This is a genomic window from Oribacterium sp. oral taxon 078 str. F0263, assembly GCF_000469565.1.
Classification (GTDB): Bacteria; Bacillota; Clostridia; order Lachnospirales; family Lachnospiraceae; genus Oribacterium.
Map to the genome: position 1 here is coordinate 1 of NZ_KI273085.1, position 18109 is coordinate 18109.

Genomic DNA, 18109 nt, shown 5'->3' on the forward strand with positions numbered 1-18109 from the left:
AAGGTTTTCATCGTCATGTTTCCGAGAATGCAGGGTGTATAGGGGTATTCCCCCGGCAGGCGGCGCAGTATCTCCTGCTCCGCGAAAAAGCGCTTCTTCTCCTCCGGAAGGCACGCCTCCGACTCTATGAGGCGCTGCAGATAAGCAGCCGCCTCTGTGAGCTTCCCGTGTTCCTTCATCCGCTCTGCCGGACCCGGAAGCGGGATATACATATACTGAAATATATTTTTACGCATAGCACTCTGCCCTTTCTTTTTTAAAGCACTCCGGGATGCCCGCAGTATGGGCATCCCGGAAAGCTCACAGTCCTTTCATTTCATGCGGCAAAAATCAATCCTTCCCAACGGGGCACAGCCATCCGCTCTCCCCCATTTACGCCTGTGTCAGGATCCCCCGCATTTTAAAGGCCGGGACTAGAGGAAGAGGCGCAGCAATGCCCCCATGCCAAGTCCCATAAAGTTTCCGATCGCCGCGCCGAGCACGCCCATGAGCACGCCGATGCCGGCATAGGAGGGGTCGTAAGCAGAGGCCACGATCGGCGCGGATGCGGAGCCTCCGATATTGGCGAGCGATGCCGTAGAGACCATGCAAAGATCCCAGTGAAACAGCTTTGAGAGAAGATACATGAGCAGCACATGAATCAGCAGAATCAGGATACCATATACCACCCACATCGGCGCCGAGAGAAGATCTACCACAGAAGCGGTCGAGGCCAGCAGTGAGACAACGGTATAGAGATACACATTGGAGAGTTCCTCCACTGCCGGAAGCCTGCCCAGCGAAGTGCCCGCACAGATCAGTCCCAGGATACTGACGAAAACCGTCGTGAGCGTTCCCTTATCGAACATTCCAAGCCCCACTGCGGCGAGCCCTGCACTGCAGCTTTGCCCCACCATCTGGGAGAGAGCAGAGACCATGAGAGAGAGTCCGATCAGGAAGATCCAGTCTGAGCTGTCCGCACTCTTCTTCTCCTTTGTGAGCTCGGCATTTGTATTTTCTGCAATGGCCTGGAGCTTGGAGGTATCCGCCTTGACGGCGCTGTTCCAGCGGCCCGCATATCTCACAGCGAGCAAAAGCAGGGCAATCCAAACAGAGTAGCAAACGGTATCCAGCGCCAGCGCGCAGCTGTATGCGCCTGCGTCAACCGGAAGCGCCGCCTGCATAGCTGCCATATTCGCCGAACCGCCGACCCAGGAGGCATAGAGTGCCGCGACCGCCCCCCAGGTATCGCTCCCCAGCATTCCCTTGAAAATCGGATATCCGACCAGAAAACCCACCGCCAGCGTCAAAGAGCAGCCGAGGAAGATCGCCGCCATACGGCCGCCGAGCTTCGAAAGCTTCTTGAAATCGCAGCGAAGCAGCATGACAAAAATCATGGCATAGAGGATGTTGTTTTTCAGTGCGGAATATGTTGTCGAGCAGGCCTCAGAATTGTAGAGTCCCAGGGTACAGAAGATCATGTTGAGTACATAAATCCAGACCAGCGGCGGTATGAACTGGAAAAGCTTCGCCTTTGTCTTCTTCTCCAAAAAGAGCAGCATTCCCGCCAGAAAAACAAGAAACGCAATGTAGGCAAATCCACTCGTAATCATAGTTGTCCCCCTTCTGCTTCTATTCTCTTTTTCCGATACTTAATCCAGGTAACGCAGTCCCTCCACACCGCGGATACCCATGCCGGCCTCATCAGAGACCGTGATCCGCTTCTCCTCAAAGCGCGCGCCTCCGAGAATCGGATCCTCGCTGCACAGCACCGGGCCGTCCAGATCGATGCGGGTGAATATCTTCCTTGCGCAGGCGAGCTCTGCCGCCGCATTGACGGAGATCTTCGCCTCCAGCATGCAGCCGATCATGCATTCCACGCCGTATATCTCTGCCGCCGACGCAATCTTCAGCGCATTGTAAATACCGCCGCACTTCATCAGCTTGATATTGATGAGATCCGCTGCCCGAAGCTCCAGTACCTTCATCGCATCCCGCGGAGAGAAAACGCTCTCATCCGCAAGTACAGGCACATAGCTGTGATCCGTCACATACTTCAATCCCTCCAGATCGTATGCCTTGACCGGCTGCTCTACAAGCTCAAGCCTCAGTCCCTGCTCCTGCATCTCATTCAGAATGCGCACAGCCTGCCTCGGCTGCCAGGCCTGATTCGCATCAATCCGAAGACAGATATCATCACCTGCCGCCTGCCGAACCGCCCTCAGACGCTCCACATCGAGCTCCGGGTTCGCGCCAACCTTGACCTTCAGGCAGTCATAGCCGCGTTCGACTGCATTCGCCGCATCCCTCGCCATCTCCTCCGGCTCATTCACACTGATCGTGATATCCGTCACGATCTCCTTCCGCGCGCCGCCCAACAGCTTATAGACGGGAAGTCTGTACAGCTGCCCGTACAGATCCCAGAGCGCCATATCTGCCGCGGCCTTCGCGCTGCTGTTTCCGACCACACAGGTCTGGACGAGCTGCATCAGATCCTCAAACGCATCGATGTCTCTTCCCAGCAGACTTGGGATAATGTGCTCCTTCAGCGCCCCGATGATGGCCCCCGTCGTATGCCCGGTCACAGCGCCTGTCGGCGGCGCCTCGCCGTAGCCCAGTGCTCCCGTGTCGGTGTGGATCTCGACTATGATGTCCTCCACACTCTTTACCGTGCGAAGCGCCGTCTTAAACGGGAGCCGCAGCGGCACCGATATGGTCCCGAGCCGTATCTCTGTAATTTTCATGACGTTCCTCCTTCTCCGAAGCCGATTTTCCGGGCAGACGCCAAGCCATTAAAGCAGTAATCCACTGTTGGAAAAAGAGGATAAGCGAAATCAATTTGTTTCTTGATATGATTTGATTCAAATTGATTCCGTCTATCCTCTTTCTGCAGGGTATACGAATATTGCTGCTATCCAATTGTTATTAGGGCAGAGATATGACGCCGCCTATTTCATCCTTGATGCCTTCGCCTTCTCCGGTGCAAATTCGATTTTAAGAACCATCCCCATCCCTTTCGCCAGCCGCTGCAGCGTTCGGATTGATGGGTTGGCATTGCCGTGTTCCAATTTGCTGATATCCGCCTGGGCAATCCCTGTGCGCTCCGCAAGCTCCTTCTGCGTCATTCCGGATTTCTGCCTGGCATCAATCATGGCCTGATTCACCGCGTGCTCCGCTTGAAGAGCTTCGTATTCTCTGCGAATCCCGGGATCCTGAAGCTGCCCCTGAAGAAAATCATCAAATTTTCCACTCATAAGCACCTCCCTTTCCATCCCGTCCAAACCGTCTTCCCGATAATTCCTCCTCGCTTTCTCTATTCCACTCTACGGCGTCTTTTGTAAAAGCACTTGCCAGCCTCAAATCTCATCCTCTTCCCCTCTTAATAAATTATAGGTTTTATCCCATATTGTCAAGTATAATCTGCCTCATCCCTTGAGACCGCATAAGAGCCGCTAACACGGATCAGAAAATCCAAATACAAATATAATTGACATTTATAATTAAGAATTTTATAATACAAAAGCCGAAATACTGTTTATTTTTACGACTTCGGTCGGGCTTTGCTGTGAGCTTGCGCTTCTCTCCCGACAAGGTCCGGAATCTTTCGCGCGGAAATAATGATGCGGAAATGAAAGCCGGAATTTATAAACTATAGCAACAGCAGAATATTTCATCGCTGGAAATTCAATATCTACAGACTTCTGCGGCGGGACTGAGCTTCGTTCTTGAGTCCATGCTTCGAAGGATCTGGATCTCAAAGACAGTTGCTGAATGGAACAGATAAAAACAAGCAGGAAGGAAAATCATGGGACTTTTGGATTTCGTCAAGAAAATGGCGACGGGGGCTTCCGATGAGGACAATCGGAAAAACAAGGCGCGTATGCGGGAGATCTTTAACTCCCTTGTTCCGGATGGAGATGACTATAAGCTAATTTACTGCCACATGGAGGTCAATCACAATGCCATCCTTGTAGAGGTAAATGTGCACAGTAATTATATCGTGGGATATAAGACGGGAGAAGTCGCGGTGGTCTCCGTCAATGCAGACCTGACGGAATATGGGGAGGCGGAGTTCTTTAACAGGGAAAATGGATCTTCCATAAAAGCAAGCTGGACAGGCTATTGCATTGCGGAAAACGGCAAGGCCTCCTATCAGTTTGAGCCGATAACGTATGAGCCCGGAATCAAGCGTGAAGCAAAGTATTCCGTAGCAGTGACCCAGTCCACGGAGGAGGTCTCTGCCTTCCGCAAATTCTTTAAGGCAGGTTTATAAAGCAGGAAACGGATTGCGTCGTAATTTTATCCATGATAAGATTGGATAAGTTTACGAAGGCCATAATCAGAAAGGGAGAAGAAGAATGATTCCAACTCCAATGATCGTAGCTGCAGTCGTGGTGGTCTGGGCCGTGTTATTTGTCATTTTTATGATCCTGGGCCGAAAAAGAAAGAATGTGGAGCAGAGTTTTATAGAATCCAACAAGGATAAAGCTCTTCTCCATTTGTATTGCAGGAAAATAAAGATTGACGGACAGAAGCTCTCTTCCCTGCCGCATATCACAGGGCAGAATCTGCAGCAAATCGCAGCTCTGCCTTCGGGAAAGCATACCTTGGAAGGGATCTTTCAGTCAACGGAGCTCGCGGGGATGAAGACCCGGAATGTGGAATCGGAAAAGCTGAGTTTTGAGCTCTCTTTGGAGGCGGGCCACAACTATACTGCCGCGATGTATTTTTATTCCTCGGAAGAGAGAAAAGAATACTATAAGGGCAATGTCGGAAAGGTCATTGCGGAGATTCCGCTCTCGCTGCTGCCGGAGAGCGCTAATCCCAAGGCATACGTGATCGTCTATCAGGAAGATTGAAAATAAAATTTGTTTCCGGTCCTTGCCAAGATCATGGCTCAGCGCCTTTGCCGTCACGATCAAGCTTGTCAACTGCAAAAATGGGGGGCTCCGATGCCTCCCGCCGGCAGGACTGCTCCTACTGCGTGCGGTACAGACCATGAGATGAAGAAGGAAAGCCGGGTGCTGCGGATTTCCTGAAAGTCCGTAAATTTAATGATCTATGGATGTAAAGCATTCACAGCTTATCCAGCAGCAATCCGATCAAAATAAATCCGAATGCGTTCCCGTTCGGAATAGAAAAAGTTCAAGCTCATTTTGATCCACTCTATAAATCAGCAGCCAATCCGCTTCCACATGACATTCTCTAAAGCCTCGATAATCTCCGGCCAATGCATGGTCACGATGCTTCTCGTCCAGTTCCTTTTCTCCGGCAAGTGCATCAATCACATTACGCAGATTATCGATCTTAAGGCCTCGCTTCTTTATGAGTCTTAAATCCCTCTTAAATCGATTGGACGGAACGATCTCAAGCATCAGCAGTTATCTCGTCGAACATGTCGTCAAAAGAACTGTAACTCTTATAGGCAGCCTTATTCCTCTTCATTTCCTCATACTCCGCCAATGCAGCTATGGTATCCGCATTCGGAGTCTGACGCTTCAGCTCAAAGGGAATACCATCATGGGAAACGGCGCTCTTAAGAAACATCGTGATTGCTACAGACATATTTAGACCAAGATCATTAAATAAGTTTTCTGCATTCTGTTTCAGTTCGGAATCAACACGAACATTAATATTTGTGGTAGCCATTATCATCACCCCTCTTTTAGCTTCATCATATCCCTCGATAATCACATTGTCAATACAACGTAACAAATTATTATGCTTTTGTTTGCAAGGGGTAGCGTCAATAATCTTTCGCAAAATTCATTTCCAGCCGTCGGCGTACCATCGTTAGCCGGCTGCAGACTGATCGTCAACTTTACGCTGAAGTTCCCTATCAAACAGGTGATTCATGTTGAGATACCGCTTGGATCCCCAGTCTGACGCTGCTATATGACGCAGCCCGGCACAGACCAACATCAAAGCACTTTGACCATCAGGGAAAGCTCCGATCGCTTTGGTTCGGCGCTTAATCTCCCTGTTGACTCGCGACTATATCTATTTTTATATGAAATTGAATTTGCGAAATTTATTATTCGTCATCCCACTCCGCTGCCCTGCAGTTCTCTCAGCTAGCATTGGGTATGCCGGCCACATAGACAGACCTTGCTTGCATAGTAGCAGCCCGCCCGGAGCGGTCCCGGCATGGGCGCAGCCGTGGGGCTGACATTCAGCAGCTTTCTGAAGCTTCGCGCGGCGAGACTTGAGGAATCATGGCAGAAAACAGGTTGAAGCTCAGATTAAGAAGCCCGCCCCTCTTCCCTGCCAAGCACCTTTTGTATAAAAAGGTCACAATTCTCACTCAGATGATCATAGCTGTCAAAAGCAATAAAACTCCCCTTATCTATAAACAAGACCATGTCAGCAGCTCTGATGGAAGATATTCTATGAGCTATTGATATAATAAATTTATTATTCGATAGATTTTTAATAGCCTTATTCAGATTGCCTTCATTTTCAGAATCAAGACTTGACTGCGCCTCATCAAGTATCATAAGTGAGCTATTTTTCAGGATTGCTCTCGCAATGGACAAACGCTGCTTTTGCCCCTCCGATATCTTCAGAGCTCTCTCTCCTATTTCGGACCCATAGCCGTTTGGAAGCTGTGTTATGAAATCGTGAGCCTGGGCAAGCACAGCGGCATTCCTGGCATCTTTATCAGAGGCACCCGGCTGCCCCATTTTAATATTTTCCATCACTGTCCCTTTAAATAGATAAGCATCCTGGGTTACAACAGAAATTGCACGCCTCCAGGACTCCAGGGTGAAACTCCTTATATCTTTCCCATTTATCAGTATTTTACCCTCAGAAGGATCTGCATACCTTTGCAGAAGATTCACTATGGTTGACTTTCCGGATCCCGACTCGCCTGACAAAGCAATTATCTTCCCCGAGTGTATTTTAAAACTCATATTTTTTATCTGAAAATCCCTGGAATTTGGATATTTAAAAGATACATTTTCAAACTCTATGGTATCTACAGCTTCATTAAACTCCACGGTTCCGGTATCCTGAACCGTTATAGGCAGATTAAGCAGATTAAGTACACGCTCAGAAGCCGCAAATACACTTGAAAACTGTGTGGATATATTGACGAATTTGCCGAGAATTGCGAATATGCTTCCACCCACAGTAATAACCGCTAAGATCCATTGTTTCGCGAGACTGCCACTTCTGTATAAATGATATGATATACACAAAGTGGAAACTGTCATCATGGTACTGATAAAAATAGCGTAAATAAGCCCACAGGCCCTCCTGCCCGCATCTGCCCTTCTGCCTTTTTCATAGTCTGCAATTCTTGCATTTATTTTCCTTCTATAGCTCTCCCACATATTAAAGCTGAGAATTTCACGCATTCCCTGAATAGCATCAAGAATCACATTGGCGACTCTCCCGTATCTCTCTCGAATAACTTTCCCCTGTTCTTTTGATTTTTTATTAAAAAACAGCGGAGAACATAGGTACAAAACAATCCAGATAAACGCATTGAAAGCAAAAAACGGGTGCAGAAAAGCGAAAACTCCGATCAGAACCGCACAAAGAACTATTGAAACCACAAAAATATTTATTGTATGGGCATAAAACCATTCTATCAGATTCATATCGCTTGAGGCAATGGAAACCATCTCCGAACTCATCATCTGATTCGAAAATGATGGTATTGCCTGCTCAAGACGATGATAAATTTCATAACGCATTTTATAAAGTAATCTATACGCTATGTCGTGTTCAGTCCACATATTAAGATAGCCAAAAACGCTGTGTACAAGCACGGATATAACCAGCACTGCTGCAGCAGAAGCATATTTTATATCCATACCACTTAATAATGCACCTGTCATATATGATACAAGGAAGATATTTGCGATAGGCAGAAGCTCATAAACAAAGCATATAATGCAGTTTACAAGCATGTAAAGTCTCATTCCTTTTGAGTGCTTAAGCAATTCGAAAATGATATTTATCCTCTTATTTCTCATTGCCATTCTCCTGACTTTCAACGAGATTATGGTAGCTTTGACAATTATTGTATAATTCCTCATGCGTACCGGAAGCAATAATCCGTCCGCCCTCGATCATATATATGATGTCGACATTTTTGACCGTACTTAAACGGTGGGCTATGATAATTGCGGTTCTGCCTTTTTTTAACAGCTCTATGCTGTCCTGTATGAAGCCTTGATTTTTCTCATCAAGGCTTGAAGTCGCCTCATCAAAGATGAGTATCTCGGTATTTTTCAAAAAGCATCTTGCCGCCGCAAGTCTTTGTTTTTCTCCACCTGACAGAATACTTCCATTCTCTCCGAGTTCCGTGTCTATGCCGTCCGGCAGTTTATCCAGAATGTCTTGCAGATTTACTTCCTTTATCGCCGCACGAATCTCGGCATCTGTGGCATCAGACTTTGCAAAGAGCAGATTTTCCTTAAGAGTTCCATTAAATACATAAGGATTCTGCCATACCGCACTTATATTCTCACGCCACTCAGATACCGTATTTAAAGTAAGCGGAAGATTCTTAAACCAGATTTCACCGGAAGTATATGGATACAATCCCGCAAGGAGTGAAGCCAAGGTAGACTTCCCTTCGCCGGATTTACCCACAAGCGCATAGGTTTTCCCCGGTTTGAGATCCAAATTAATATCTTTCAGAACCATATCCTGATTATTATAGCCGAAAGAAAGCTGCCTGCTTGAAAGAGTATCTGTATTTAAAACATCAAAGTCCTCTTTCCACATCGGAATTTTTTCCTTAAGTATATTTTCAATTTCACTTGAGGCGGTGACACCGTTATAGCCCAAATGCCAAGCTCCCATAAGGGAATATACCGGCATAAAGCAATTCCTTATCATAAATAATATGAAAACCACGCTTCCCGCATTGATACGCCCCAAAGACGAGAGATATACGGCATAAACCACCGAAAGCACAGAACCAATATTTGCGGATAATTCAAACAGGAAATTTTCTATGGTGGTAATTTTCATATGCCCCATAGTTTTTGTATGGATTTCCTTTGAAATTCTAAGCATTTCCTGTCTTCTGATTTTACAGGCTTTCAGATTTTTAAGAGTTTTCATCCCCTGTATATTATCCAGGAAGTCAGAGCCGAATTTATCATATTCTTTCCATACCTCTGTTCCGCTCCCCCAGAGATATTTGTATGTAAATGCAGGGGTAATAAGCATCCCTAATATGCCGATTAATGCAGTGAATCCTACATTGAAATGAATGCTTCCTATATAAATGATACAGCCCACGGATACAAAGAGCACGGTTATCAAATTAGGAAGATAAGTGGAATAGTAAGGGGCCAACGCCTCAATACGCTCTAAAAGCAGAGCGCAGAGCTTACCGCTCCGTTCATCTGTAAGCCTGGTCAGCCCAAGCTCATATATCCTATCCATTAAAATATTTCTAATATCAAGTTTGATTAAGGCTTCCGATCTTACGCTCAGTATATTTAAAGGATAGCGCAGCATCATTTGTAAAAGGACGGAAAACAGAAAGCAGATGAAATAATACCCGATTTTATCCGGTCGTTCAAAAACCGCGTTTATTGCCTCAGACAAATAAAAAGCCTGAAAAATGGTAACCGCACCAATAAAACAGCTTAACAAGCTGACAAATATAATGTGTCTTTTTAGATTTTTTGCTATTTTTAATAATGCACTGTTAATTAACACGTTTTGACCTCTCGTGTCAAACGGAGCTATATATAACTACGCGCTTATTGTTGTTTGACGTAGTTATTATTTCACCTTCGACTCTGAATACATCCCTTAAAATTTCCTTATTCAATACCTTTCCGGCTTCTCCTTCGGTTACATTTTTACCATCACTTAAAACATAAATATAATCGCAGTATTCAAGTGCTATGCTTAAATCATGAAAAACGGCAAGCACCGTCTTATTGAGCTCTCTGATAAGTTTCATAAGATTCCATTGATAATATACGTCAAGGTGATTCGTTGGCTCATCTAAAATAAAAATATCAGTTCTTTGTGCAAGTGATCTCGCCATAAGGACTCTTTGTTTTTCGCCCCCTGACAAAGTATTAAACAAACGATCTTTATCGGCAAACATGCCGACGTATTGAAGAGAATCAAAGGCAATCTCCAAATCTTTGCGGTCGGCAGTTTCATATATTTTTTTATGCGGGGACCGCCCCATAAGAACCATTTCCAAATTAGTATAATCAAATACAGAAGTATTTTCCTGTCTCATGACCGTCATGAATTTCGAGCTTTGCCTTACACTTGTTCTGGTTATGTCAATGCCATTTACAAATATGACATTGGAATCGACAGGCAGAACTCTGTAGATATGCTTCAGTAATGTCGTCTTTCCGGACCCGTTAGGTCCTATGATTCCTACAAATTGTCCATCTTTAACTTTTATGCACACGGATTGCAGGATCTTCTTATCATTCACCGAATAATCAAGATTATTTACCATAATTTTATCGGACATTTTATGCTATATCCTTCCCGTCTTATTTTTCCGATATAACAGATATATAAAGAAGGGCCCCCCGCAGAAGGCTGAAAATATACCGACAGCAATTTCCTTAGGTGCAAGCAGGGTCCTTGAGAGTATATCCATCCATGCAAGGAAAATCCCGCCTATAATATAGGAAAAAAGCATAAGCTTCCTGTTTTTTGACCCGAAAATAATTCTGCAGGTATGAGGAATGATAAAGCCTACAAATCCGATTAACCCGCTTGCGGAAATAATAGCACCTATCAACAGCGAGACTATTATTATCGTGAATCTGCGGATTATCTTTGTGGATACTCCAAGTGTAACAGCTGTTTCCTCACCAAGAGACAGTAAATCGAACCGGTCTCCTGCAACGCTCAAAACGATAAGGCTTATCATTGACACAAATATGGGGAAAGCAATATTATACCATCTCGCACCGGAAAGTGAGCCCCAAAGCCACATTGCGGCGCTTTCCATTATAAAAGCATTTGGGAGCAAGGTAATGATAAAATTACTTGCCGCATTTAATATAACGGAGATTGCCATTCCGGTGAGGATAAGGTTGTTGGTTGAACTGTTGCCGCTTATCATCCCTATGCCGTAGACGAGAAACATGGCAAGCAGTGCCCCCGCAAAGGCAAACACGGGAGTAACATAGGATATGATTGCCGTCCCGCCAAAAATCAGAAATGCCAGGCTCACCATAGCGGAAGCCCCGCTCGAAATGCCCAAAACATAGGGGTCCGCCAGTACATTCTGGGTAAGCGCCTGCATGGCACAGCCGCCCAAAGCAAGCCCGCCGCCTGCCGCAAGAGCAAGCAGCATCCTCGGCATTCTCATATTCCATAAAATGGTGACATCCCTGCTTAAATTTTCATCCAAATCGAAATGAAAGGTCTTGCCAAGTATTATATGAAGGCAATCCGCCATATTTATATTCTTTGAGCCGAAGCTCACGCCTATAAGCACGGTTATCACAGCAAAGATCAGTATTGATCCAAATATGACTGAAGTTATGAGCCCGGACTTTATTTTTGCATTATCAGTTTTCATTTTCACTTAAATACTTCAGGGTGTATTGCTTTTGCAATCCTTTCTATGCTGTCCGAATTATGAAGACTCGGAAAATACTCAATTCCTGTTATGCCGATATAATTTTTATTTTTGATAGCTGCGACCTCAGCAAGTTCCGGAAGCGACTCAAGGTATTCAATTTTTTTCTGAGCCTCGTCCTTATCCCAATATTCGACCAGTACTATATATTCGGGATTTTTCTGAATGATCTGTTCAATTGTAGCAACATCGAAATCAGACTCAAACTCTTCAAATACATTTCTTGCCCCTGCCAGTTTTAAAAGCGAGCTTTGAAAAGCATTTCCCCCCGGAGTCATGATACCGGCTTTATCCTGAAAATCAAATATAAATACATCTACGGGCTTTTTATCTTTTACTTTCTCAATTATACTGTCGACTTTAGCTTTATATTCCGACACTACTTTTTCAGCCCTATCCTCTGCATGAAAAATCTTTCCGATATTGCGAATGTCATCATATACCGCGTTTATGTCATGCTTGGCACCATAGGTTCCGCTCGTAACATAATATTTTATGTTGTTATCATCAAAATCCTTCTCGGGAGCTATATAATCGGAAGTCAGATGATATGACAAACAATATACAAAATCCGAACCTGATGACAGCACTGTTTCAAAGCTTGGAACCCCCTTCCCCTTTCCATCAGGCAGAAGCTCTATCTTTTTTAACTTTTCATATAAATCAGGATAGCAATGCTCCGGTCTGTTCATACAGCCGGTCAGCCCGACAATATGATCCTGGAGGTCCAGTGCCGCCATTATTTCAGCATTATCATAGCCCACAACTACTGCTTTCTCAGGCACTTTGCTGTAGGTTATGTCTTTTCCCATTACATTCAATGTAACGGAGCCGGATTTCATAGAATCGGGTTTCGTATCAGAAGAATCTCCGTTCTGATCGTTCAAAGTCTCCTCACGCTGCTGACCAATGCTTTTCGTCGTGTCAGAAATCTTTTGTTCCGCTGCACCCCCACAAGCGCTAAGCTGTAAAACAATTAAAGACAGGACCATCAGTGCTAATGCTTTCTGAATGGAATTTTGCTCTTTTTTCATCAATAAATCCCCCAAATTCTACAGCAAAATGATTAGTTAGTTTATACTAATTCAGGCATTTTGTCAAGTCAAATTGTGTTTTTGACCCCGTCTTCAAGTTTAGCACTACTTTTTTATCTCAAATCCGAAAGACAGGTACTATCTTCCGAGCGGTATTCAGCATTGTAAAGAATTGTGCGGATACAGAAGACATGGTACAGGACACTTTCCTCCAATTTCCATGTCAACGCTTCCCTTTGAAAATCCGATGGATCATAGCTGATCAATGCCGTATTATCCTTACCGCAAAAATACCGGCTTGTCGTCCGCCTTTACTACTGCAAGGATTATTCGGTAAAGGAAATCTCCGCTGTGCTGACGCAGTCCGAGAATGCCGTAAAGAACCGGATGCTCAATGGAAGACGGATAACCGAAAAACATGCTGATTCCGGTTTTCTCGGACAACTCAGCCTGCCTCAGACCCGCTTCACTTTCTGCATTGACATTCATAACGAAAATTTTGTAATATAAAAACGAAAATACAATTCGTTTTTACGACTTCGGTCGGGCCGTACTGTGACTTTGAGTTTAGCTCCTGACAAGTCCCGGAACTTTCCTCGCTTTTTACGCAGAAATAAAATCCGGAATTTATGAAGTATGTAAGAGCTGAATATTTTTTGCTGGAAATTCGATTAAGGGGCGAAAAAAGGATCATTATGATTCGTGAGGCAAAGAAAGAAGACTTGGGTGAATTGCTGAAGCTCTATCTGTTTTTGCATGAAGATAGTATCCCGGAGCAAAGCGAACGCCTTGAAAAAACCTGGAATCAGATCATAGAGGATCCGAATCATCATTTGATCGTGAACGAAATAGATGGTCGGATTGTTTCTTCCTGTGTATGCGTAATCATTCCGAATTTGACAAGAAATGTCAGGCCCTATGCATTTGTGGAAAATGTTGTAACCCATGCTGATTACAGAGGAAAAGGGCATGCCGGAGAGTGCCTGAATTATGCGAAAAAGATTGCCGAGTCGGAAAACTGCTACAAGATGATGCTGCTTACCGGCTCAAAGAAAGCGGAGACGCTCCGCTTTTACGAAAAATCCGGATACAACAGCAGCGATAAGACAGCCTTTATCATGTGGATTTGAGAGGGAGCAAGTCTTACGATCAAGGCATTTATTCTTGACTTCTGCGGAACAATAGTCCATGAAGATTCACGATTACGTCTTATGGGGACTGTTCCGCCGGAGTGAAACGAGGCAATATTCCCACAGAAAGCTATTTTTCGTCCCGGAGTTTACGCCGCACGGTTAGTTTCAATTTCACAATCCGGATTTACCCGTCTCCACAAGCCGGAATATACCGTTATAGATCTGCGACATCCATCACCTTTATTCCATTCTTCCGCAATAACTCCGCAAATACGCCCTGCCCGGAAATAATCCTGCCGGAGAAAGAACCATCATATATTGTATTGACTCCGCATGATGGACTCCTGGATTGCAGTATAACAAGCTCTGCCCCCTGCTCTTTTATGATTTCCAATGCCATTTCCGCACCTTGGCGAAATTCTTTATCCACTGAGCTGCCGTCTTTAAGGCGAACTACGCCATTTACAATTTCCGCCGATTCCCTTGGTATCGGTAAACCGCCGAGAAGCTCAGGACAAACGGAGACCACCTCGTGTGCTTTAATATAGTCGATTACTTTTTCACTATAATTGTTTCCACCATTATATTTGCAATTCTCCCCAAGTAAACAAGCACTCACTGCTATTTTCATCATAAGACCTTTCCTGATGGTTCTTCCCTGTAAATTTGTATTTGTCGTTCTTCATAGGGAGAATTGTACACCTATTCCTTTCTTCGGTATAGCATGAAAACGTTAAGGATTCGATAATTTTATCGCGGTTCCCGCAGTCGCTCCTCCTTCCTGGTAATGTAATATATAGTTGACATTATGCCATGAAAGTGCTACTATTTAGATGTCAACTAAATACGACATTATGACAAGGCCAAGCTCTGGGCCGAGACGCCGGTTTGTAAAAGGAAATGCAAGCTTATAGTAAAAGGAGAGATGCTTATGAACTATCTGTTTGGATTCGGATTGCCGTTTGCTCTTGTTCTCTTGCTTATCCTGTTTCTGCGCGGAAAAAAGTCGGAACCTGTCGTATATGATGAAATGCAGACAGCAGTAAGAGGGACCGCCTACAAGTATTCCACCATTACCGGAGTTCTCAGTGGGTTCATCGCCGCATTTCTTGTGGATCAGGATCTGCTCCCCGTAGATGGGAGCTTTGCCATGATGAGCGTCTGCTTACTGATGATTGCCGTCTATACCGTGTACATGGTCATGAAAGGCGTCTATTTTGGTATCTCAGGTCACTGGAAGAAATGGACGGCACTGATCCTTGTGATCGGTCTTTGCAATATGATCACAGCTGTGCTTCGTATCTGTGAAGATGGACTGCCGGAGAAGAAGCTGACCATTATCAATATCCCTGTGATGACGGGTGCCGTGTTTATCATCATCGCAGCAGCCGTATTGATTCAGAAGGCGAGAGAAAAGAGGAGTGAGGACTCATGAAAAATCTGAGAATGAAGTCTGCCAGGGCCGCGAAGGACCTCTCTCAGCAGCAGCTCGCCGATCTCGTAGGAGTCTCCCGTCAGACGATCAACGCGATTGAAAAAGGAGATTATAATCCTACGATCCGGCTCTGCACCGCGATCTGCAGAGTTCTGGGCAAGACTCTTGATGAGCTTTTCTGGGAAGAATAGCAGCGTGATCGGATCCGCTTCGGGTATGCTCATTCTCCTTTTGAACCTCATTCCTCTATGCATCGGAAATCAGAACGGTCTATCGGCCCCGATGACTGCCCGAGCTTGAGGTTCCGAATCTCCTGATCCGGCTTTTCTTTTCCCTTTATCTCCGGTTCACAGCGGATCGGCTTACTATCGCTGACTTCGACCTTGGCGCACGCGTAACGAATCCCTCCCTATTCACTCTCGGAAATGGTGCCCAGAAGAAAACGCCGGACCTCTTGGATTCGTTTTGTCGAGACTTAAGTTTGGGTCGTGTTCCTATTCGTTCAGATGATAATACTGTATCTTCCGCCAAAGTGTCGTTGTGCTGATTCCGAGTTCCTGTGCTGTCTTGCGGCGATTCCCGTTGTTCCGTTTCAGGCAGGCGGCGACCACATCTCTATAAACATCATTAGACTGGGGAACAGCTGTTGTCAGCTCCGGCTGTATGGGCTGGGTGTTATCTTTTCTCTGTTCATAAAAGGCAGAATCCTGTTCATATAGTTCATTCAGGAGAGATTCAATATAGTCGTCCTTTAGTTTCTGCTCCGGCGCTGTGAGTATCATGCGTTCGCAAAATGCCTCAAGCTGTGTGACATTTCCTTCCCATGGATAAAGCAGCAGCCTCTCTCTTGCTCTTTCAGTAAGGATATGCTGCGTTTTATATCTTTTATTAAAGTCCTGCAGGTAAAAATCCAGCATGTTTCTGACATCATTAGGGCGTTCCCGAAGTTTCAGTATTCGAAGCCGCAGTGCGCGAAAAGTGAACAACAAATCTGAGCGAAAGAGGAATTGGTTCCGCAATTCAGTCAGGTTTTTACTGGTACTGCCGATGATGCGCAGATCTACGTATCGGTATTCAGCATAATTTGTATGGCTGCGTACTCGTTTTGTCCTGATCACCCTGGCCAGTTGGGCCTGCATCGGAAGAGTGAGTTTATCAATTCCCTGAATCATCAATGTGCCATGGTTCGAGTCCAAAATGGCACCTCTTCTCCCAGTCTTTGGATCACCAAAGAGTACATTCTCCTGCGTTTCATTTGTTGTCCCGGACAATGTAATGACCGCGTAGGATTCTTTCCGGCGTTCTGATCCATTATGAATAGCCTGCGCCAGCATCTCCAATTCTGGGCTGGCAGCACTTTCAATGAGAATCGGGCTGTCGGATTTTGCATACTCACGTGCCTTCGAGATACAGGGGTGCAGATCTATAAAAATTTTCTCCAGCATATCAAAAGTCGCAACAGCCGGATCACCATGCAGCAGTACCAGATCGCTTGCGCTGTAATACATTCCGTTATCTCCTCCTGCCTCAGCATCTGTTTTCATCTTGTCTTTCTATATCAAATCTTATCATACTTTTTCCAAAACTTTTCAATGAAATATGCACGTGAAATAGAATGTTTCATTTTGAAACGCTTCATCGTCCTGCCAAAATAATCCAAATGATTTGTGCAGAATAACATAGTATATACAAGAGACTTATTTTTATAATGTGCATATGAAAAAGACGTCGTCAGCAATTGGAGAGATGAGATATGAATCTATTCGACTATAAGGATGAAATACAATTCACAAAGGCTGTATTTTACAATTTCAGACCGATCCCTCTTCCGATACCATTTAAGGATGCCACGGGTGGAATGGGACGGTATCTACCGGAGCAGGGGTATCTGGAACTGTCCGATGAAACCGGACAGACCGCACATTACACGGTAAGCCGGGCTTTTATTAAAGAAATGCTGCCAAAGCTCTTGACCGGCGAGCGCAAAAGCTACAGCGAATGGAGGGAGTCGCTCTACTGGCAGATTCGAAATTCCGGATTCCAGTCCGGACAGGCCGTCAATGTCGGCACTGTGGACCTGCTCATGCTGGATCTCCTGGCTCAGCGTGCCGGTAAGCCGCTTCATCGCTTTCTTGGGGCGGAGAAGGATTGGGCAGCAGCATACAAGGGCGGTGGTGCTATCACTCTTTCAGATGAGGAACTGGAGGAGGACATGGATCGCTATGTATCCGAAGGTTTCACAACTGTGAAATTCAAGGTTGGATCCGGCCGGGGAAAGGACATGGATCGGGATCTTCGAAGGATCGAACGGATCCGCAAAGCGCTGGGAGAAGGAATCGGTATCGCTGTAGATGCGAACCAAAGCCTGAGCGTAGAAGATGCAGTAAAGTTCGCCAAATTAACCGAGCCTTACCACCTTGCCTGGATTGAAGAGCCGATTCATTCCGCAGACTTTAATGGCTATCGGAAACTCAAAGAGCTTGGCGTGAAGCAGGAAATCGCGGCTGGAGAATCTATGCGGATATCCTATATGTACGAAATTTATCTGGAAAAAGGGGTAGATATTCTGCAGCCGTCACTTGGACGCATGACCCGAATCGATGATCTTTTGAGAATCCGCGATTTGTGCCGGGCACAGGGAAAGGAATTTCAATCCGGAGGACGCACGGCCTACAATGCATCTTTTGGCTGTCTGTATGGTCCTGATGAGAGAATTGAATTCCATGCGCCAATCTCCGAACCGGTTCACAAACTTATGCTGAATGTTCCGGAAATAAAAGATGGCAAATGTTTTGTTAATACAGATATCAGCGGAATCCCGATTCGAATGAACATCGAAAAGATCGAGGCTGAGGGGTATCTGGAATCCAGAACGATCTATTATCCGCCTAAGGCGTGATAGATATGGAAATATAGTTGACATCAA

General features: G+C 45.4%; 19 protein-coding genes and 2 pseudogenes. 7 read left to right on the forward strand and 14 right to left on the reverse strand.

Annotation, left to right across the window (positions count from 1 at the left end; translation table 11 throughout):
• From HMPREF1986_RS01830 to HMPREF1986_RS01845, 4 genes and pseudogenes are all read right to left on the reverse strand, one after another.
• Window positions 1-236, reverse strand: a pseudogene (locus tag HMPREF1986_RS01830) (hypothetical protein); the annotation flags it as partial.
• Window positions 237-413: 177 nt separating this feature from the next.
• Window positions 414-1592, reverse strand: coding sequence for a DUF819 family protein (locus HMPREF1986_RS01835; protein ID WP_021773031.1), 1179 nt, complete (start codon window positions 1590-1592; stop codon window positions 414-416).
• A gap of 39 nt (window positions 1593-1631) precedes the next feature.
• Window positions 1632-2723 carry a dipeptide epimerase gene (locus HMPREF1986_RS01840; RefSeq protein WP_021773032.1) on the reverse strand — a complete coding sequence of 364 codons (1092 nt, stop codon included), beginning with the start codon at window positions 2721-2723 and terminating at the stop codon, window positions 1632-1634.
• Between the two features lie 204 nt (window positions 2724-2927).
• A complete protein-coding gene (locus HMPREF1986_RS01845; RefSeq protein ID WP_036598853.1) occupies window positions 2928-3233 on the reverse strand; it encodes a helix-turn-helix domain-containing protein in 306 nt (101 codons plus the stop codon).
• A 551-nt stretch (window positions 3234-3784) separates the two neighbouring features.
• On the opposite strand from HMPREF1986_RS01845, the gene HMPREF1986_RS01850 reads away from it, so the two are divergent.
• Together HMPREF1986_RS01850 and HMPREF1986_RS01855 are read left to right on the forward strand one after the other, a co-directional pair.
• Entirely contained in the window at window positions 3785-4252 is a 468-nt protein-coding gene (locus tag HMPREF1986_RS01850; protein WP_021773037.1) for a hypothetical protein, read from the forward strand.
• Window positions 4253-4337: 85 nt separating this feature from the next.
• Complete coding sequence (locus tag HMPREF1986_RS01855; protein ID WP_036598835.1) at window positions 4338-4838, forward strand: hypothetical protein; 501 nt, start codon at window positions 4338-4340, stop codon at window positions 4836-4838.
• 243 nt (window positions 4839-5081) lie between these two features.
• Here the strand turns inward: HMPREF1986_RS01855 and HMPREF1986_RS01860 are convergent, their stop codons facing one another.
• From HMPREF1986_RS01860 to HMPREF1986_RS01890, 8 genes and pseudogenes are all read right to left on the reverse strand, one after another.
• A complete protein-coding gene (locus HMPREF1986_RS01860; RefSeq protein WP_021773040.1) occupies window positions 5082-5354 on the reverse strand; it encodes a type II toxin-antitoxin system YafQ family toxin in 273 nt (90 codons plus the stop codon).
• Complete coding sequence (locus HMPREF1986_RS01865; protein ID WP_242837342.1) at window positions 5347-5742, reverse strand: type II toxin-antitoxin system RelB/DinJ family antitoxin; 396 nt, start codon at window positions 5740-5742, stop codon at window positions 5347-5349. Before HMPREF1986_RS01865 ends, HMPREF1986_RS01860 begins: the two co-directional genes overlap by 8 nt.
• Window positions 5743-5772: 30 nt before the next feature.
• Window positions 5773-5970 (reverse strand): annotated as a pseudogene (locus tag HMPREF1986_RS12770) (transposase); the annotation flags it as partial.
• A gap of 251 nt (window positions 5971-6221) precedes the next feature.
• Window positions 6222-7964, reverse strand: a complete 1743-nt coding sequence (locus HMPREF1986_RS01870; RefSeq protein WP_036598837.1) for an ABC transporter ATP-binding protein — start codon at window positions 7962-7964, stop codon at window positions 6222-6224.
• Entirely contained in the window at window positions 7954-9669 is a 1716-nt protein-coding gene (locus tag HMPREF1986_RS01875) for an ABC transporter ATP-binding protein/permease (RefSeq protein ID WP_021773043.1), read from the reverse strand. Before HMPREF1986_RS01875 ends, HMPREF1986_RS01870 begins: the two co-directional genes overlap by 11 nt.
• A gap of 16 nt (window positions 9670-9685) precedes the next feature.
• A complete protein-coding gene (locus tag HMPREF1986_RS01880) occupies window positions 9686-10456 on the reverse strand; it encodes an ABC transporter ATP-binding protein (protein ID WP_021773044.1) in 771 nt (256 codons plus the stop codon).
• Between the two features lie 6 nt (window positions 10457-10462).
• Window positions 10463-11521 carry a FecCD family ABC transporter permease gene (locus tag HMPREF1986_RS01885; protein ID WP_021773045.1) on the reverse strand — a complete coding sequence of 353 codons (1059 nt, stop codon included), beginning with the start codon at window positions 11519-11521 and terminating at the stop codon, window positions 10463-10465.
• Between the two features lie 2 nt (window positions 11522-11523).
• Window positions 11524-12615, reverse strand: coding sequence for an ABC transporter substrate-binding protein (locus HMPREF1986_RS01890; RefSeq protein ID WP_021773046.1), 1092 nt, complete (start codon window positions 12613-12615; stop codon window positions 11524-11526).
• 261 nt (window positions 12616-12876) lie between these two features.
• Here HMPREF1986_RS01890 and HMPREF1986_RS13825 point away from each other — a divergent pair, with 261 nt between their 5' ends.
• Both HMPREF1986_RS13825 and HMPREF1986_RS01895 read left to right on the forward strand, forming a co-directional pair.
• Window positions 12877-13125 carry a sigma factor-like helix-turn-helix DNA-binding protein gene (locus tag HMPREF1986_RS13825; RefSeq protein WP_442950088.1) on the forward strand — a complete coding sequence of 83 codons (249 nt, stop codon included), beginning with the start codon at window positions 12877-12879 and terminating at the stop codon, window positions 13123-13125.
• Window positions 13126-13310: 185 nt separating this feature from the next.
• Window positions 13311-13745: a GNAT family N-acetyltransferase gene (locus HMPREF1986_RS01895; protein ID WP_036598860.1), complete on the forward strand. Its 435-nt coding sequence runs from the start codon at window positions 13311-13313 to the stop codon at window positions 13743-13745.
• 217 nt (window positions 13746-13962) lie between these two features.
• On the opposite strand, the gene HMPREF1986_RS01900 is transcribed toward HMPREF1986_RS01895, so the two are convergent.
• Entirely contained in the window at window positions 13963-14379 is a 417-nt protein-coding gene (locus HMPREF1986_RS01900) for a DUF523 domain-containing protein (RefSeq protein WP_036598871.1), read from the reverse strand.
• A gap of 300 nt (window positions 14380-14679) precedes the next feature.
• On the opposite strand from HMPREF1986_RS01900, the gene HMPREF1986_RS01905 reads away from it, so the two are divergent.
• Together HMPREF1986_RS01905 and HMPREF1986_RS01910 are read left to right on the forward strand one after the other, a co-directional pair.
• On the forward strand, window positions 14680-15183 hold the full coding sequence (locus HMPREF1986_RS01905; RefSeq protein WP_036598839.1) for a hypothetical protein: 504 nt from the start codon (window positions 14680-14682) through the stop codon (window positions 15181-15183).
• On the forward strand, window positions 15180-15374 hold the full coding sequence (locus HMPREF1986_RS01910) for a helix-turn-helix transcriptional regulator (RefSeq protein WP_021773052.1): 195 nt from the start codon (window positions 15180-15182) through the stop codon (window positions 15372-15374). Before HMPREF1986_RS01905 ends, HMPREF1986_RS01910 begins: the two co-directional genes overlap by 4 nt.
• A gap of 303 nt (window positions 15375-15677) precedes the next feature.
• Here HMPREF1986_RS01910 and HMPREF1986_RS01915 read toward each other — a convergent pair whose 3' ends face one another.
• Window positions 15678-16727 (reverse strand): sigma 54-interacting transcriptional regulator, encoded by a 1050-nt coding sequence (locus HMPREF1986_RS01915; RefSeq protein ID WP_021773053.1) that lies wholly within the window; start codon window positions 16725-16727, stop codon window positions 15678-15680.
• A 209-nt stretch (window positions 16728-16936) separates the two neighbouring features.
• Between HMPREF1986_RS01915 and HMPREF1986_RS01920 the strand changes: the two genes are divergently transcribed.
• On the forward strand, window positions 16937-18082 hold the full coding sequence (locus HMPREF1986_RS01920) for a mandelate racemase/muconate lactonizing enzyme family protein (protein ID WP_021773054.1): 1146 nt from the start codon (window positions 16937-16939) through the stop codon (window positions 18080-18082).
• Window positions 18083-18109 lie beyond the last annotated feature (27 nt).

Excerpts from the sequence above, each read along its gene's own strand:
- HMPREF1986_RS01885 (WP_021773045.1), bottom strand. The coding sequence starts at position 11,521 with ATGAAAACTGATAATGCAAAAATAAAGTCCGGGCTCATAACTTCAGTC.
- HMPREF1986_RS01860 (WP_021773040.1), bottom strand. The coding sequence starts at position 5,354 with ATGCTTGAGATCGTTCCGTCCAATCGATTTAAGAGGGATTTAAGACTC.
- HMPREF1986_RS01920 (WP_021773054.1), top strand. The coding sequence starts at position 16,937 with ATGAATCTATTCGACTATAAGGATGAAATACAATTCACAAAGGCTGTA.
- HMPREF1986_RS01880 (WP_021773044.1), bottom strand. The coding sequence starts at position 10,456 with ATGTCCGATAAAATTATGGTAAATAATCTTGATTATTCGGTGAATGAT.
- HMPREF1986_RS01895 (WP_036598860.1), top strand. The coding sequence starts at position 13,311 with ATGATTCGTGAGGCAAAGAAAGAAGACTTGGGTGAATTGCTGAAGCTC.
- HMPREF1986_RS01910 (WP_021773052.1), top strand. The coding sequence starts at position 15,180 with ATGAAAAATCTGAGAATGAAGTCTGCCAGGGCCGCGAAGGACCTCTCT.
- HMPREF1986_RS01915 (WP_021773053.1), bottom strand. The coding sequence starts at position 16,727 with ATGAAAACAGATGCTGAGGCAGGAGGAGATAACGGAATGTATTACAGC.
- HMPREF1986_RS01845 (WP_036598853.1), bottom strand. The coding sequence starts at position 3,233 with ATGAGTGGAAAATTTGATGATTTTCTTCAGGGGCAGCTTCAGGATCCC.
- HMPREF1986_RS01905 (WP_036598839.1), top strand. The coding sequence starts at position 14,680 with ATGAACTATCTGTTTGGATTCGGATTGCCGTTTGCTCTTGTTCTCTTG.
- HMPREF1986_RS01890 (WP_021773046.1), bottom strand. The coding sequence starts at position 12,615 with ATGAAAAAAGAGCAAAATTCCATTCAGAAAGCATTAGCACTGATGGTC.
- HMPREF1986_RS01900 (WP_036598871.1), bottom strand. The coding sequence starts at position 14,379 with ATGAAAATAGCAGTGAGTGCTTGTTTACTTGGGGAGAATTGCAAATAT.
- HMPREF1986_RS01835 (WP_021773031.1), bottom strand. The coding sequence starts at position 1,592 with ATGATTACGAGTGGATTTGCCTACATTGCGTTTCTTGTTTTTCTGGCG.
- HMPREF1986_RS01870 (WP_036598837.1), bottom strand. The coding sequence starts at position 7,964 with ATGAGAAATAAGAGGATAAATATCATTTTCGAATTGCTTAAGCACTCA.
- HMPREF1986_RS01840 (WP_021773032.1), bottom strand. The coding sequence starts at position 2,723 with ATGAAAATTACAGAGATACGGCTCGGGACCATATCGGTGCCGCTGCGG.
- HMPREF1986_RS01850 (WP_021773037.1), top strand. The coding sequence starts at position 3,785 with ATGGGACTTTTGGATTTCGTCAAGAAAATGGCGACGGGGGCTTCCGAT.
- HMPREF1986_RS01855 (WP_036598835.1), top strand. The coding sequence starts at position 4,338 with ATGATTCCAACTCCAATGATCGTAGCTGCAGTCGTGGTGGTCTGGGCC.